Source organism: Rhizobium esperanzae, assembly GCF_002204185.1.
Lineage (GTDB): Bacteria > Pseudomonadota > Alphaproteobacteria > Rhizobiales > Rhizobiaceae > Rhizobium > Rhizobium esperanzae.
In genome coordinates, this window is the sequence record NZ_MXPU01000031.1 from 25,818 (window position 1) to 38,855 (window position 13,038).

Annotated in this window: 16 protein-coding genes and 1 pseudogene; 12 read left to right on the plus strand and 5 right to left on the minus strand. The window is 60.3% G+C overall.

Going from position 1 to position 13,038, the window contains the following annotated elements; all coding sequences use genetic code 11:
- Positions 1-325: 325 nt before the first annotated feature.
- The 3 genes from B5E41_RS29025 to B5E41_RS32625 all read left to right on the plus strand — a co-directional run bounded on the left by B5E41_RS29025 (position 326) and on the right by B5E41_RS32625 (position 4,188).
- Positions 326-1,927, plus strand: coding sequence for an MFS transporter (locus B5E41_RS29025; RefSeq protein WP_088397089.1), 1,602 nt, complete (start codon positions 326-328; stop codon positions 1,925-1,927).
- 375 nt (positions 1,928-2,302) lie between these two features.
- Positions 2,303-3,940: an MFS transporter gene (locus B5E41_RS29030; protein WP_088397082.1), complete on the plus strand. Its 1,638-nt coding sequence runs from the start codon at positions 2,303-2,305 to the stop codon at positions 3,938-3,940.
- A gap of 119 nt (positions 3,941-4,059) precedes the next feature.
- Positions 4,060-4,188 carry a hypothetical protein gene (locus tag B5E41_RS32625; protein WP_280950648.1) on the plus strand — a complete coding sequence of 43 codons (129 nt, stop codon included), beginning with the start codon at positions 4,060-4,062 and terminating at the stop codon, positions 4,186-4,188.
- 622 nt (positions 4,189-4,810) lie between these two features.
- Here B5E41_RS32625 and B5E41_RS31945 read toward each other — a convergent pair.
- Positions 4,811-4,957, minus strand: a complete 147-nt coding sequence (locus tag B5E41_RS31945; RefSeq protein ID WP_176439510.1) for a hypothetical protein — start codon at positions 4,955-4,957, stop codon at positions 4,811-4,813.
- A 372-nt stretch (positions 4,958-5,329) separates the two neighbouring features.
- Here B5E41_RS31945 and B5E41_RS29045 point away from each other — a divergent pair, with 372 nt between their 5' ends.
- From B5E41_RS29045 to B5E41_RS29060, 3 genes and pseudogenes are all read left to right on the plus strand, one after another.
- Positions 5,330-6,241 carry a DUF3991 and toprim domain-containing protein gene (locus B5E41_RS29045; RefSeq protein WP_245303176.1) on the plus strand — a complete coding sequence of 304 codons (912 nt, stop codon included), beginning with the start codon at positions 5,330-5,332 and terminating at the stop codon, positions 6,239-6,241.
- A complete protein-coding gene (locus B5E41_RS32510) occupies positions 6,242-6,532 on the plus strand; it encodes a hypothetical protein (RefSeq protein ID WP_245303177.1) in 291 nt (96 codons plus the stop codon).
- Positions 6,533-7,425: 893 nt separating this feature from the next.
- Positions 7,426-7,651 (plus strand): annotated as a pseudogene (locus tag B5E41_RS29060) (zincin-like metallopeptidase domain-containing protein); the annotation flags it as partial.
- A 6-nt stretch (positions 7,652-7,657) separates the two neighbouring features.
- Here B5E41_RS29060 and B5E41_RS31950 read toward each other — a convergent pair.
- A complete protein-coding gene (locus tag B5E41_RS31950) occupies positions 7,658-7,834 on the minus strand; it encodes a hypothetical protein (RefSeq protein WP_176439511.1) in 177 nt (58 codons plus the stop codon).
- 442 nt (positions 7,835-8,276) lie between these two features.
- Between B5E41_RS31950 and B5E41_RS29070 the strand changes: the two genes are divergently transcribed.
- From B5E41_RS29070 to B5E41_RS31960, 4 genes are all read left to right on the plus strand, one after another.
- Positions 8,277-8,585: a DUF736 domain-containing protein gene (locus B5E41_RS29070; RefSeq protein WP_088397083.1), complete on the plus strand. Its 309-nt coding sequence runs from the start codon at positions 8,277-8,279 to the stop codon at positions 8,583-8,585.
- A gap of 320 nt (positions 8,586-8,905) precedes the next feature.
- Complete coding sequence (locus B5E41_RS31955) at positions 8,906-9,070, plus strand: hypothetical protein (RefSeq protein ID WP_176439512.1); 165 nt, start codon at positions 8,906-8,908, stop codon at positions 9,068-9,070.
- A 328-nt stretch (positions 9,071-9,398) separates the two neighbouring features.
- A complete protein-coding gene (locus B5E41_RS29080; RefSeq protein ID WP_088397084.1) occupies positions 9,399-9,887 on the plus strand; it encodes a hypothetical protein in 489 nt (162 codons plus the stop codon).
- Between the two features lie 330 nt (positions 9,888-10,217).
- On the plus strand, positions 10,218-10,391 hold the full coding sequence (locus B5E41_RS31960) for a hypothetical protein (protein ID WP_176439513.1): 174 nt from the start codon (positions 10,218-10,220) through the stop codon (positions 10,389-10,391).
- Between the two features lie 30 nt (positions 10,392-10,421).
- On the opposite strand, the gene B5E41_RS29090 is transcribed toward B5E41_RS31960, so the two are convergent.
- On the minus strand, positions 10,422-10,679 hold the full coding sequence (locus B5E41_RS29090; protein WP_088397090.1) for a WGR domain-containing protein: 258 nt from the start codon (positions 10,677-10,679) through the stop codon (positions 10,422-10,424).
- A gap of 199 nt (positions 10,680-10,878) precedes the next feature.
- Entirely contained in the window at positions 10,879-11,340 is a 462-nt protein-coding gene (locus B5E41_RS29095) for a thermonuclease family protein (RefSeq protein ID WP_245303178.1), read from the minus strand.
- Positions 11,341-12,168: 828 nt separating this feature from the next.
- Between B5E41_RS29095 and B5E41_RS32735 the strand changes: the two genes are divergently transcribed.
- Positions 12,169-12,312, plus strand: a complete 144-nt coding sequence (locus B5E41_RS32735; RefSeq protein ID WP_210191828.1) for a YHYH domain-containing protein — start codon at positions 12,169-12,171, stop codon at positions 12,310-12,312.
- A complete protein-coding gene (locus B5E41_RS29100) occupies positions 12,303-12,581 on the plus strand; it encodes a DUF5334 family protein (RefSeq protein WP_245303179.1) in 279 nt (92 codons plus the stop codon). Before B5E41_RS32735 ends, B5E41_RS29100 begins: the two co-directional genes overlap by 10 nt.
- Positions 12,582-12,751: 170 nt before the next feature.
- On the opposite strand, the gene B5E41_RS29105 is transcribed toward B5E41_RS29100, so the two are convergent.
- On the minus strand, positions 12,752-13,038 hold a 287-nt coding region (locus B5E41_RS29105; RefSeq protein WP_088397087.1), incomplete at its 5' end, for a phasin.

Genomic DNA, 13,038 nt, shown 5'->3' on the forward strand with positions numbered 1-13,038 from the left:
TGCGCCTCGCGCGATTCCGTCTAGGGCCAAATCCCGGCGAGTATGGGAGGCGCATGAGGTCTGGGAAAGCCTTTGGCAGTTGGCCGAACCGGCAGTGCCGTGCGTGAACTCTGAAGGGACAAATTTCGGCGGCCGGTTCAAAGATTCGCGAGGGGGAATATCAGGCGGCCCGCCTTCACACCGGCGCTACGTGCCTGGTGTCTCTCCTGCTCGATGCAGTGTTCCTGCGCCAAGCAGCTGAATAACGCCGGAAATCATATCGTGGTTACGGATAAGCTCCTTCGTCAGCGAGATGATGGGAAGCGTCAGAGTAACCTAAATGCAGATGCAGATCGAAGACATTTTCATGACCGGGGCAACCACCCCTGCTCCGCTGCGCAATGCAGCATTCTGTTCGATTTGGAGTTCAGCGCAAGTCGCAAATCTCAGATGGCTTGTGCAGACCGTCGCGATTGGTTGGCTGATGGTGACGATCACCGCTTCCGATCTGACGGTCGCGCTCGTACAGGCGTCGACAACGCTTCCGGCATTCATACTCTCCATCATCGCCGATACTCATAGCCGCCGATCGGTGATGATCATAGGACTGTCATTGATCGCGCTAGCGTCTGTCGCACTGGCAGGTGCCGCCGCCTTCGGCTTCCTCAGTCCCTGGCTCATTCTAGCGCTGGGATTTATCGCAGGCTGCGGATTTGCGCTGAATGACCCCGCCTGGCACGCCTCCGTGGGGGATATCCCGGCCGCGGTGACGCTTATGTCTACTGGATATACCATGACGCGAAGCGTTGGGCCGGCGCTGGGCGGGGTTATTCTCGCCTTTCTCGGACCATTGGCCGCCTTTCTCTTCTCCGCATGCAGCAACCTGGCGCCTCTCGCCGCGGTATTGCGTAACAAGTGGCACGCGCGCCCGTCTCCTCTGCCTGCGGAGCGTATGTCGACCGCAATCCGAGATGGCATCCGGTTCACGGCGCTTTCGTCCGATATCCGGGCGACAATCATGCGCGCAACCCTCTTCGGCCTTGCCGCTATTGCTATCCTCGCACTTCTGCCGCTCGTCGCCCGCGATCGTTTGGCCGACGACCCCATCGCCTACGGCGTTCTTTTCGCAGGTTTTGGAACGGGCGCCTGCGTGGCCGGATTGAACAACCGGCTCTTAAGGCAGGAATGGCTGATGGCAATTGCTTCCATTGCTTGCGCGGTGTGTTGCATCTCACTTGCCTTCACCTCCTCTGTGCCTTCAGCAACACTTGCGCTTGCTTTCGGCGGCGCCGGCTGGATCATCACCTGGACCGGCTTTGACGTCTGGGTGCAATTGGCAAGTCCGCGCTGGGTCGTCGGCCGCACGCTCTCGATCTATTATGCATTCCTATCCGGCGGCATGGCAGCCGGCAGCTGGATCTGGGGCAATGTTGCCCAGTCATATTCGCTCGCTTCTTCTCTCGAGCTGGCCGCGGCCGCCCTGCTTCTTGTTGCTGCGTCAGGGTTGGTCTTGCAGGTACATCTGGGGGCGGAGGGAGACCAGCAGGGCGCGGTTTTTCCGGCTCCATCGGTGGCGCTTGATCTGAAGCCGCAAAGCGGTCCGATTGCAGCGAGGACAGAGTATTCCCTAGACGAAAGCGACCTGGACAGCTTCTTCGATCACATGCGCACTCGCAGATACGCCTTAGCTCGCGCAGGCGCGCGCGACTGGACGCTCCAGCGAAATCTTCGAAAGCCCTCCCATTGGACGGAAACGTTTCGCACGCCGGCCTGGATGAGTTTCCGGCGTCTGCATCATCGCCTCTCTCGATCGGATCAGGACGTCTCCCAGCTTCTCGCCGCTTTGCATTTGAGTGAAAAGCCTGCGGAAACTGAGCTCGTTATTGAACGTACAACGGACGCGCGACGAACCCGGAGCCATCCAGTCCCGCGCGTTTTGCGTCCGTGAGGTGATTAGTGATGAGACCATCCGTCGAGCAGCAACGGTTAGAAGGCGGCGCCGACCAAAAACAAAACCTCACGATCACTAGGACTGCGGAGAATAGCTGCAAGCCCAACACAGCTCCTGGCCTGGGAGTGGCATCAACCCCTGCCATCCAGGTTCACTCGGCTGTCGTCGATCCCTGGTCGACGACAGCCGCTTTTTCCTCTATTTTTGATTGTGGTCTTGCCGCAGCCCGCCGAAGCGGAACTTGCGACCCTCTGCTCACAGGCTCAAGGCCGGAGAGAGGAAGTAAGGCCAACCCAGTTCCCACTGCCCTCCCTCATCGCCGCCGCCCCGCAAAGACGGCCGAAGTGCCCCGTCCGAAAGAGACCGAATGACATGCCATCAAATGAAGGGACAGCATCCGTAGGCCTACTGGCGCCACTGAAGAATTCGACGTTCCGTTCGATTTTCTTCGCGTCGCAGCTCTCCAGCCTGGGTTGGCTGATGCAGACGGTGGCTCTCAGCTGGCTGATGGCCACCGTTTCCACCTCGGATGTGATGGTCGCCCTTGTCCAGGCATCGTCTACCCTGCCTGCCTTTTTTCTTGCGATTTTCGTTGGCGCGATTGCCGACAACTACAGCCGGCGCATGGTCATGATCGTCGGCCGAAGCCTGATGATGGCGGCCTCGGCGATGCTGACGATCCTGATGGCTTTCGGCATCACCGATCCATGGATGATCCTGGCGTTCAGTTTCCTTGACGGCTGCGGTATCGCACTCAGCGATCCCGCGTGGCGCGCTTCGCTTGGCGACATGCTGGAGCGCCGCCATCTGCCGTCGGCCGTCACCCTTCTCAATGTCGGATTCAACACGGTCCGTAGCGTCGGTCCCGCGCTTGGCGGCATCATCGTTGCGATTTTTGGGCCGCTCGTCACTTTCGCGCTCACCACGCTTGGCTTCGTCGCGCCCCTCACCGCTCTGTGGCGAAACAAGTGGACCGTGAAAGCGTCGCCCCTCCCTCGCGAAGCGCTTATGACGGCGATCTATGATGGACTGCGGTTCACGGCGATATCCTCGGAAATCAAGGCGACCATTGTCCGCGGTACGCTGTTTGGGCTGACCGGAACCTCGATGCTGGCGCTCCTGCCGCTCGTCGCAAGAGACTTCTTGAAGGGCGGCCCAATCGACTACGGTATTCTCATGGGTGGCTTCGGCGCCGGCGCGCTGATCGCGGGGCTCCTGAACCCGCCACTCAGGCGCGCGGTCACGCAGGAACTGCTGATTGTTCTGGCATGTGTCGCGTGCGCGGTATGTGCGATCTCAGTTGCGCTGACGTCTTCCCTGATCATCGCAACAGTCTGCCTCGCCTTCGGCGGCGCCGGCTGGGTAACCGGATGGTCGGGGTTCGGCGTCAACGTGCAGTTGGCAAGCCCGCGCTGGGTGGTGGGTCGCACGATTTCCATCTACAGCGCTTTTACTTATGGGGGGATCGCCGCTGGCAGTTGGCTCTGGGGAATTATCGCCGAAAACCATTCCCTCTCCTTATCCTTGGCATGTTCTGCTGCCGCCTCGTTGCTGGTCGCCGCACTTGGGCTCAAGCTGCCGATCAGCAACCGCTTGGAGTCTGAACTCGAAGCCTCCGGCGCCTTCGATGCGCCAGTACCTGCACTCGATCTGAAGCCGAGAAGCGGCCCAATTCTGGTGACGACGGAATATGCGATTGCCGAAGAGAACGCCGCTGTGTTTCTTGAGATCATGCGCAGACGGCGGCATGTTCAAAGCCGAGCCGGCGCACGCCATTGGACCCTCACGCGCGACGTTCAGCAGCCTTCGCGATGGCTCGAGACCTTCCGGACGCCAACCTGGACGGATTACCATCGCCTTCATCACCGCCTCAACGAAGCGGACAAGCGCCTGGGCGATGAGCTCAAGTCGCTGAGCGTGGCATCCGACCTCCCGCGAACAATCGTTCTGGTGGAGCGCCCGACGGCTGCGCGCAAGTCCACGCCCGTGCCGTACGTTTCCCAGAAATGAGCACGCTATGCGACTCCGAGGCAACTCATCCAGCAAGAGAGGATCGTTCGATAATGGATACGTCGAAGCTTTGCCCCCTCCAGTTGGCCTCCCTCCGATGGCTGAAACAGAGCAGAACGTTGGAAGAGATCGCGCGGATCGAGGACCGAACCGTCGTCGATATCGAGCGATGCCTGCAGGATGCTTTGGTGCTGCTCGGCGCAGACTCGATTGAGGCGGCCATTCGTATGATCGAAAAGACAGCTTGAAGTAATGGCGATCTTTCGGCGCGCTGCTTGAGGCTTTGAAAATTCGGATTCGAGCGCACGGTGGAAGGAGCCGCGGGAACGCCGCCTGTATTAGGTCGCGATTCCAGGAAATCCGGAACCGGTGTTCGATTTTATTCTCGGCATTCCCGCGCGAAGCAACTCGGCGAAGGAGCTTCTCTTCCGTTGAGCCCTTCGTGAAAGTTATCCTTGCGGCGGCAGTCCGAGACCTCCCCGGTCATCCGGTCCATCGTCTGGAATCGCAATCGACCGATGATCGACATCCGCCCCTTCGTCGCAGCGATTCACACCAAGTGGATTTGACCTGGACAGCGACCGCTCGCGCTGAAGCGCAGAATATCGGCGGCGCATTTCATCGGACGCAATCCTCCCTGCCGTCCAAAGAGCGACCAGTTCCATGAAACCCGGGTCTTCATCGAGCCGAATTCCCCGTGCATTCCAACGCGCGATGACCCGCTCGGCTATGTCCCTGCGTGAATCCATTACCAACTTCCCTGCCCGGCCTGCCGCCTACGCGGTGAGATACCAAGTTGCTGGGTTCTTCGCCAGTTGAAAGCGTCCGATATGTCACGCCGGGTGCCCGCGATCTGTTTCCGGGAGCTTGTTAGCTGGAGCTATCGAGATCGCTAAGACGCACTTTCCAGCTCTCTCCGACCTGATGGCCCCCGCCACCATCTTTTCCGTCGACCGCGAATACGGCGTCCTGCCGTCCGACGAAATCGACGTCGACGACGATCTTGAGATCGTCCATGAATACACGCCTTGGCATTGAGCGGGCGGCGACATGGCCTGCGGCCGTGCCGCTTGCGAGCGGCGGGCCGCAAGGGAGGCTTCGCCGCGGCCGACTTTGTATAATTCACTAGGTTGCCAGCCGCGCCGTTGCGGCCTTTGCTCTTCGCGGCCGCTGAAGCGGCTAATAGATAACGCTGACGAGCAGGAGGCGATCACTCGTGATCGGAAGGAAAATGAAAAGAAGAGAGATAGAGGGCCTTCGCGAGGCCGTATCCTGCGCCGCGGTGCTGGAAGAGGCCGGTTTTGCCGTTGACGCCAAGGAGAGCACCCGTCGGGCAGTGAAGTTTCGGCGCAGCAGTGAGATTGTCATAGTCACGCATGAAGGGCGGGGATGGTTCGACCCCTAAGCGAGGCGAAAGGCGATGTCTTTGGGCTCGTCGAGCACCTCGATCGCGCCGGCTTTCTCGAAGCCGTCGAAAAGGTCGGGAGTCTCGTGGGATTCAAAATTTCCGCGCCAGGATGGCAATCTCGAAGCCCTGTCGCCAACTCCGAGTTTTCCATTTCCGATCGTTGGCAGGCACGTCGCCGCCCGTGGCAAGGCTCATCGACCTGGCAATACCTGCACAACGAGCGCTGCCTTCCGACATATCTGCTCCGCACGGCGATCGAACGCGACCTCCTTCGAGAAGGCCCGAACGGCAGCCTTTGGGCCGCTCATACGAACCATGCCGGCGACATCACCGGATGGGAGGCGCGCGGCCCGCAATATCGCGGCTTTGCCACCGGGGGAGCGAAGGTCCTGTTCCGCTTTGGCTCGGACGCTTCAATGCGCCTGGCTGTGACGGAAGCTGCGATTGACGCCATGAGCCTTGCCGCCATCGAAGGATTGCGTGATGGAACGCTTTATCTCAGCACCGGCGGCGGCTGCTGGTCTCCGACCACGGCCGCAGCCCTTGGTGCGCTTGCTTCACGTCGCAATGTCCAACTCGTCGCTGCGACAGACGCCAATCCTCAAGGCGACATGTTTGCCGGCCGATTACGGGCGCTTGCCGACGGCGCCGGCTGCGACTGGATGCGGCTCCGCCCACCGCGAGAGGATTGGAACGAGGCTCTGAAGCTTCGCGTGAAACAGAGGAATGAGAATAGGAAAAGGGTGGGTGGGAAAGAGAAGGAGGCGTGCCGCATGCGCCCCAGCCGCGTCGAGGCAGGCTCCGCCCGGTTCAAGCCGGCCCTGGACCCGGCCGGTCGCGATGTCGGCGGAGGAAAGGGGCATGAAGGACTTAGGTGCCGAACCGCTCGATAATTGCTGGAGATGACGCGCCGATCGAAGCCCAGGCTAGCCGGCAGGACCGCACCGGCTGATCGCCGCGGCGCGCGCACGCCAAGCGCACGCCGGCGGATCGCGATCTACACCAACCGTCGGCAGATCAACGAATTGCGCCGCGCCAACGATCGCAAGGTCGTGCCCGAGAAACGCGCAGCGTGGGAGGACAAGCTCGCCCAGCAGCGATCGCTGATCCAGGTTCTACAGGTCGAGGAACGACGGCCCGTCACAGAAAATGCCATTCTACTGAAGCGTTTCCTACGAAGCTGAAACGGAGGTTGATCGCCGGCGGCATGCCCGACTCCTCGCAGAACGCGCCAAGTGGCTCCTCTCGACGGCCCTTGTCTGGATCACATATTTCTTCGCGCTTCAAATGATCGAACCCGCTGTGGTCTTCACAGTGTTTTCAGGGCTTATAGCTGTTAGCGTCCTAGTTGCCTCCGCTTGCGGGGTTCCGGAAGCGTCACCGTTGCGCAACCGGGTCGAAGGGGTCGGCTTGATCGCCATAGTAATCGGCGTCGGTTATCTGGCGACGATCACGATGCTCGGACAATCAGGCTTCGTGCGAGGCGGCTGGGCTGCCGCGATGGCCGGATTGCTGCTGACCAGTGTGTCTGCCGTTAGCCTCACGGCGATTATGGTCTACAGCCAGCGACTCAACGGCCTCGGTATCGCACCGGCTGCTCAATATGGGCTGCGGTTTCCGCTGTACGTAATGATGGCACTCCCAGCCGCGTGGTTCGACCTGGATGGGAAAGGTCCGGTCGATCTCAGTGGGCTGCTTGCTGTCATCATGATCGGATTGGCGATCATGGCGTTTCCAGTTTTTGCGATGCAAAAGGCCATTTCGCTGATGTCCACCCTGTCGCTGGCCGCGATTACGGCGCTTGGTCCACTATTCGTTTTCCTGTTCCAAATCATTGAAGGTCGCGTGGCTTACGCGCCGGCCACGATGATGGGTCTGATGATCTATTTCGCAGGAGCTGTACTGGCGGCATATGGTGGAGCCGGCCTGTCGGACGCTCACAAGCGGCGACAGCCGCCGCAGAACTCCTACGTTGGCTATAATTGCTCGCAGAAGTCACTATTTTGCGAGGAAGTTTTCATCCCATTCATTTCCGCTCCGGGCGACAGACGTCGATATTCCTTGACTGTCAGGATATATCGCCGACCTCGGCAGCTGCTTCCTGTGCGCCGATCTTGGCATTGCTCCCGAGCTCGAGCTCGAGCTCGAGCCCCCCCGATCACGCCTCGTACCTTGGCTCCTGGCTCAAGGTCCTGAGCGACGACCGACGGGCTATCTTCCAGGCGGCGGCGCATGCACAACGGGCGCTAAGTTTCCTGCACTCGCTGCAGCCCGAAACCGCTGGCGAGCGGCTCGCTGCCTGAGGACCATCAGCGTCGGTCGTTGGTCTCGCCAGCGGCCGGCACCTGTTCAGGCTTCAACGCGGAGAGCGTGTCAGGATCAGCCGTAAGGTCCAGTTTGCCCCAGATCGAGGTTTTCCGGTCGATCGGCTTGAGCTTCCGGGACGGCTTGATTTCGACGACAAACGGCTTTGGCTGCTGACGCATAGATCCTCCAGGCGACGATTCGCGCGCACGACGATAGCCCGAAGAACGGCCAATGCAACGCCCTGGTTCGGCTGTTCCCGGACGTCTGATTTTGACATGTGGACGGGGCGGCAGGTCCACCGTTGCAGGGATCCGGCAGGCAGTCGGGGCGCAGCTGCCATCGCCATATCCCCTTGGCCCTGGAGCCGAGCCACGTCCTTCGCGGGCTCGATGAGGCGTGTCTGATCGAAAACCGGCTTCGCCTCGATCGTCCTCCCGCAACGGCCTTCCAAAACTTTCTTCCCCTGAGCGCGATGCGCCCATTCCTCGCGGGACAACAAAGTTTCTCCTGGCCGCCCTCCATTTCATTTCGGCCCCCGGGTGCGGTCCGATCGTCCCCGATCCTTGCGACAGCCATCGAGGCCGCGATGGGCGCGGCCCGAAACAGCAAAGGAATACGACAATGGCAACCATCGGCACCTTCACCTCCACCGAAACCGGCTTCAACGGCTCGATCCGCACCCTCGCCCTCAACGTCAAGGCCCGCATCGCCCGCATCGAAAACCCCTCCGACAAGGGCCCGCACTTCCGCATCTACGCCGGCAATGTCGAGCTGGGTGCGGCTTGGCAGAAGCGCTCCGAGCAGGACCGCGACTACCTCTCAGTCAAGCTCGACGACCCGAGCTTCCCCGCTCCGATCTACGCGACGCTCACCGAAGTCGAGGGCGAGGACGGCTACCAGCTGATCTGGTCCCGCCCCAACCGGGACTGAGGCCCGGACGGCCCCGCCACCAAGGCGGGGCCAACCGGCCACAAAGACAAGCCGGTGACAGGCATCGAACCTCCCGCCGGCTTTTTCGGTGCGATATGGAACCGGAATATGTCTGCTCAGAAGATTCTATCGTGCCGGGAAGAAATGCCGGCCTCGAAGACGAGCGGTGCCCCCAATTTTGCCTCTGCTCCGGTTCCCTCCACTCCAACAAAATCGGCTCCCCGACTCGCCGGCTCCGCCGGTCGCTTCCGCGCTCCTTGACCCCGTCATCTCTTCCCGCCCCGCCGTCTCGTCTTTCACGAACTCAAGGAGATGAGACGATGACCATCGAACGGCACATCGAGGAGCTGCGCGCCGAGTTGAGGAACGCCTGCGACGCCGTCGAGCGCCGCCAGGTCGAAGCGGAGCTTCAGCTCGCCGAGGCCGATCTGGCCGTGGCGCTTGCCGAACAGGACGGCATCATCGAAGCCGAGCCGCCTTTCTGAGGCGGCTCTCATTCTGCCGTAATATCAGCCTGTCGGCCGGATCGACCGGCCTTCCGGCTGTCAGGGATTTCATCCCTCGACACTCCCGCCGGCTCGCGCCGGATACGGTCACGCCCCCTTTGTGGGCGTGGGTCTCTTCTCTCTATGACGTCCCATCGTACTCCAGCAAATCCGGCGTCAAGGACGGCGCGGTTTCCCCCAATTTTTCCGCCGCTGTCGCTTCCCGAAAAAATCGGTTCCCCCGCTTGCGCGCCGCGTGCCGCGATCCTTGACCCCTCTTTGCCACGGAGTGGCCGATCCCCGTCATCAAGATGAAGGAGATCACACAATGACATCTGACCAGAACCTTGCGCTCTACACCAAGCTTTCCGGTTTCCGGCTCGTCGTCCTGGCAAACCGCTTCGGCTGCGATACCGACGTCTCGCGAAAGCTCCATGATCGACTGCTCGAAGGGCTTGAGGCGGCTACCGGTCGTATCCAGACCATCATGGCATTGGAGCGGAGCGTTCTTGCCGGCGACGACGAATATGCCGCGTACCGGCTGGAAGGTGAGACCGAGATCTTCGGACGCCTCACCATCAATCTGCTGGATGAACTCGACATCGATTTCGACACGCACGAATACCGCGTCAATGGCGGCGATTGGTCCATCGCTTTCACGGCGGACTATACCGGCGTCGACATCGACTATCCGGAGCTGATTGCGCTCACCGACGAACTCGGCTCACTTGCGCCGATCATCAAGGATATCACGCGGGAAACCGGTATCGCGGTAAATGCTTCCCGTGTCAGCTACATCGGGTGCACAGGATCATAATCAATCCTGCGGCGGGCTCGATCATCCGGAGGGCGGCGAGAGCGGCCTTTCCATTGAGATGCCGACGAGACCATCGCGATCATGGTGAGAACGACCAGTTGAGCCTCTTCCTTTCGACCTGCCGGCATCTCTCATCGGGGATGTTGCAGCCCGTTCGTCACGACGCAACCTGCTGCCGCCAGAATTTTCCCCGCCGCGTTCTGCGGCTCCTCGCCGATCAAAATTCAGTCGCCGGCAAGTCCTCCACATTCGTTTCGGCCCTCTGGGTGCGTCCCTCCTTTCCGGTCCGCCACTATCCCCGCGATGACCGCAATTCGAAAGGAGAAACACATGCAACAACTCGCTCAATTCCTCGCCGCCACCGGCCGTCGGCTCCGTTCTCTCGGCAAGGTGATCAGCCACTTCTTCCGCAAGGGTAAGCTCGGCCTGAAGCTTGCGATCAAGATCCCGTTCTTTATCGAAATCGAGGTATTCTTCGAGACCGATTGGAACCGGCGCCGATGAGGCATATTGGCCCGCTTCGGCGGGCCTTTCTCAACTCGCCACGGTGGCGCGCGGGCGGTAACCGCGTTTTCGCTTTTGTCGGAGCAGATCGAGAAACAATTTGACTGCTTCCTCTTCCCGCCCGAAATGATGGATCATCGTCTGACCCTTTGCGCCAATGCGCCCCCATTTCCTGAGCAGGCAAACATCGCCAAAGAGGTTCGGTTCGATCGACATGGCATAGTAGCGCGCCATGTTCTTCGCCACATCGGTGCGTTCGACATAGAGGTGATAGGGCTGTGCGATCATGAGACCAGAATCGCCGATCGCCGGAATCGCGTCCAACGACACTTATGAATCGGTCGGCGCAGATCGATTCATAACTGTGATGATAGGCCAAAAATCCCGAGAGGTTTAGGCGACCGCCTTCGGCGCACGGTTCTATTCGCGGTGCTCACGCAGCCCCCATGTGGTCTCCGCCCCAAGGGTGACGATCCTCTCGCGGCACTCAGCCGCACCATCCATGTCTTGCGCCGTCCCAGCGTCTGGCGAGACCCTCATCGATAAGGGTGTCGCCGATCGAGTGTCCCGATCGCGTTACGGTCCGGAGCTTGCGGCCATACTTGTCTTCGTCGCGCCAGCCGGCCGTCAGTGAGAAGTTGCCTCCATTCAGCAGCGCCAGCAGGCGTGCTTTCGCGGCCTCGCCTTTGATCCGTTCCGCCTCGCAGCGCGGCGGGCTGAGTTCAGGCGTGTCGATATCCGCGATGCGGATTTTCTCGCCCTCGAACCAGAACGTGTCGCCGTCGACGACGCAATTCACATGACGGCCGCCGCCGCAGATTGAAAACGCGGCCGACGACGAGTCCGCTACCGGTGTCTTGGCCACCGCCGGCAGTCCCGGGAGGTTGCCGGCGCCGCCGAAGGCAAGCCAGCCTGCCGCAGCAACGACGATGGCTGAGATGACTGCCATCAGTAATTTGCGCGGACCGCTCTGTCCCGTTCGAGGTTTTCCCTGCGGGCTACGGCGATCGATCTTGCCACCGGATTTCCGCGGCCTCCTGAACGGAACCACATTCGAATTCGCCACTTGCCGCTCCTCTCCTGCTTTCCTCAACCTATCTCGGACCCGGTTTCATCTGCGTTTACGGAGACTCTCGGCCTCGACCTTCAGTAGGGTCGGTAATATGGTGTGCGCGAGCGGGGCGCAGGCGGTCCCGCCTCCCGTGCGGGCCACTATGTTGAGGCTCCTGCGGCTGCGCTATTTCCCGCTCTCGCACGACGAGAATTCCCGAAATCCCACCCCTGGGTGGCCGCTATGCTGATTTCTCCGATACTCTTCATCATCCTTGATCGGCCGTGCTCGTTGCACTGCGCACCGGCTCGATCGAACGAATTCTCTGCGGGGTTTGCTGCTTTCGACAACGCGCTCGTGCCCACGCACCCCTTCATGGCATTCTGACCGCAAGGCCTTTGTCTGTCAGAATGAGCTGCCCGCCGGCGCCTCGGCCGTGGTGCAAGCGATAACGCAGCGACCATGCCAGTCCTGACCAGACATCCGCTGCGCGCGGCGTGTGCACGATCTTGTTGCGAAAGGTTACTCCGTCGCAGGCTGTTCACGAGGTTGGATCGAACGTCACCGAATTACCATACTCAAAATTGTAGTTCCTCGTACTAATGTGCTCGACTCATTAGTGTAAATTGAATTAGATGCTTCTTGGGTGGGGCATCCAACTCTCTGGGCAACTCCGCGAGGCGCGGCGAGCTAACTCGCACCCACCTGTTGCCGTCGGGGTTAGAAATGAAAATCGCAATCGCAATTGCAATCTTGGTTGTATGGTCCACGTTCTCGCTGTCTGTCTCGGCAGCTTCCGCTCACAGTGGCGGAACGGATTCAAACGGCTGCCACACCAATCACAAGACCGGAGATTACCATTGCCATTGAAATCGTTGTTGATGGCCGCCGTCCTGACGCTATCGCTTCCGGCGAACACCTTCGCCTGGGATGGTGTAGATAGCGATTCTGGCGGTGCGGTCGAGATTGGCAAAGGCAATCTAGTCAGATCGGGACAGACCGTCGAGGTTTACGACTACGAAGCGGGCGAGTACCGTGACGTTGATGTCCAAAGCATCCAGCGTTCTGGAGGCTCGGTCGAGGTCGAGGTTTACGACAACGAAAGCGGCGAATACCGCACCTTTGAAATGGACGACTGATAAAGTGGGCCGCCCTAAAAAGGGCGGCTGCTGCTATCGTTGCCATAGCGATTGGTGTCTTTGCCGCGGAGCTATCCTCTCCCAATGACCAACTCGTCAAAGATAGTCTTAAACTCCTCAAAAGAAGCTTCGATCACGATCCGTCCAGGCGATTAGGTGTCTCCTCAGTTTTACGTCGCCTTGAGGTCCGTCAGCACCTTGTCAAAAGCATCCTTGACCGGCTTTGAGATTTCCTCCACCGTCCTGCTTGCGAGTACCCGGAATTCCTTGGCGTGCTGCAAACTTGTCTCAACCCGCTTGCGCAGGAAGGTCGACTGCAGTTCGAGGACCTGCGACGGCGAATTTGCGCTAAGCAAAGCTTGCAGATGCGAGAAGCCGGCCTCGGCGTCGGCCTGCAGTGCAGCGATCGTCTTCCACGACAATTCGTTGCCGAACAGACTTGTCGTTTCGAGGATCG

What these genes read in the sequence shown, in the direction of transcription:
- B5E41_RS31955 (WP_176439512.1), top strand. Translation starts at nt 8,906, where the DNA reads ATGACCATCGAACGGCACATCGAGGAGCTGCGCGCCGAGTTGAGGAAC.
- B5E41_RS31945 (WP_176439510.1), bottom strand. Translation starts at nt 4,957, where the DNA reads ATGGACGATCTCAAGATCGTCGTCGACGTCGATTTCGTCGGACGGCAG.
- B5E41_RS29090 (WP_088397090.1), bottom strand. Translation starts at nt 10,679, where the DNA reads ATGATCGCACAGCCCTATCACCTCTATGTCGAACGCACCGATGTGGCG.
- B5E41_RS29045 (WP_245303176.1), top strand. Translation starts at nt 5,330, where the DNA reads ATGGTTCGACCCCTAAGCGAGGCGAAAGGCGATGTCTTTGGGCTCGTC.
- B5E41_RS29070 (WP_088397083.1), top strand. Translation starts at nt 8,277, where the DNA reads ATGGCAACCATCGGCACCTTCACCTCCACCGAAACCGGCTTCAACGGC.
- B5E41_RS29025 (WP_088397089.1), top strand. Translation starts at nt 326, where the DNA reads ATGCAGATCGAAGACATTTTCATGACCGGGGCAACCACCCCTGCTCCG.
- B5E41_RS31960 (WP_176439513.1), top strand. Translation starts at nt 10,218, where the DNA reads ATGCAACAACTCGCTCAATTCCTCGCCGCCACCGGCCGTCGGCTCCGT.
- B5E41_RS31950 (WP_176439511.1), bottom strand. Translation starts at nt 7,834, where the DNA reads ATGCGTCAGCAGCCAAAGCCGTTTGTCGTCGAAATCAAGCCGTCCCGG.
- B5E41_RS29095 (WP_245303178.1), bottom strand. Translation starts at nt 11,340, where the DNA reads ATGGCAGTCATCTCAGCCATCGTCGTTGCTGCGGCAGGCTGGCTTGCC.
- B5E41_RS29030 (WP_088397082.1), top strand. Translation starts at nt 2,303, where the DNA reads ATGCCATCAAATGAAGGGACAGCATCCGTAGGCCTACTGGCGCCACTG.
- B5E41_RS32735 (WP_210191828.1), top strand. Translation starts at nt 12,169, where the DNA reads ATGAAAATCGCAATCGCAATTGCAATCTTGGTTGTATGGTCCACGTTC.
- B5E41_RS29080 (WP_088397084.1), top strand. Translation starts at nt 9,399, where the DNA reads ATGACATCTGACCAGAACCTTGCGCTCTACACCAAGCTTTCCGGTTTC.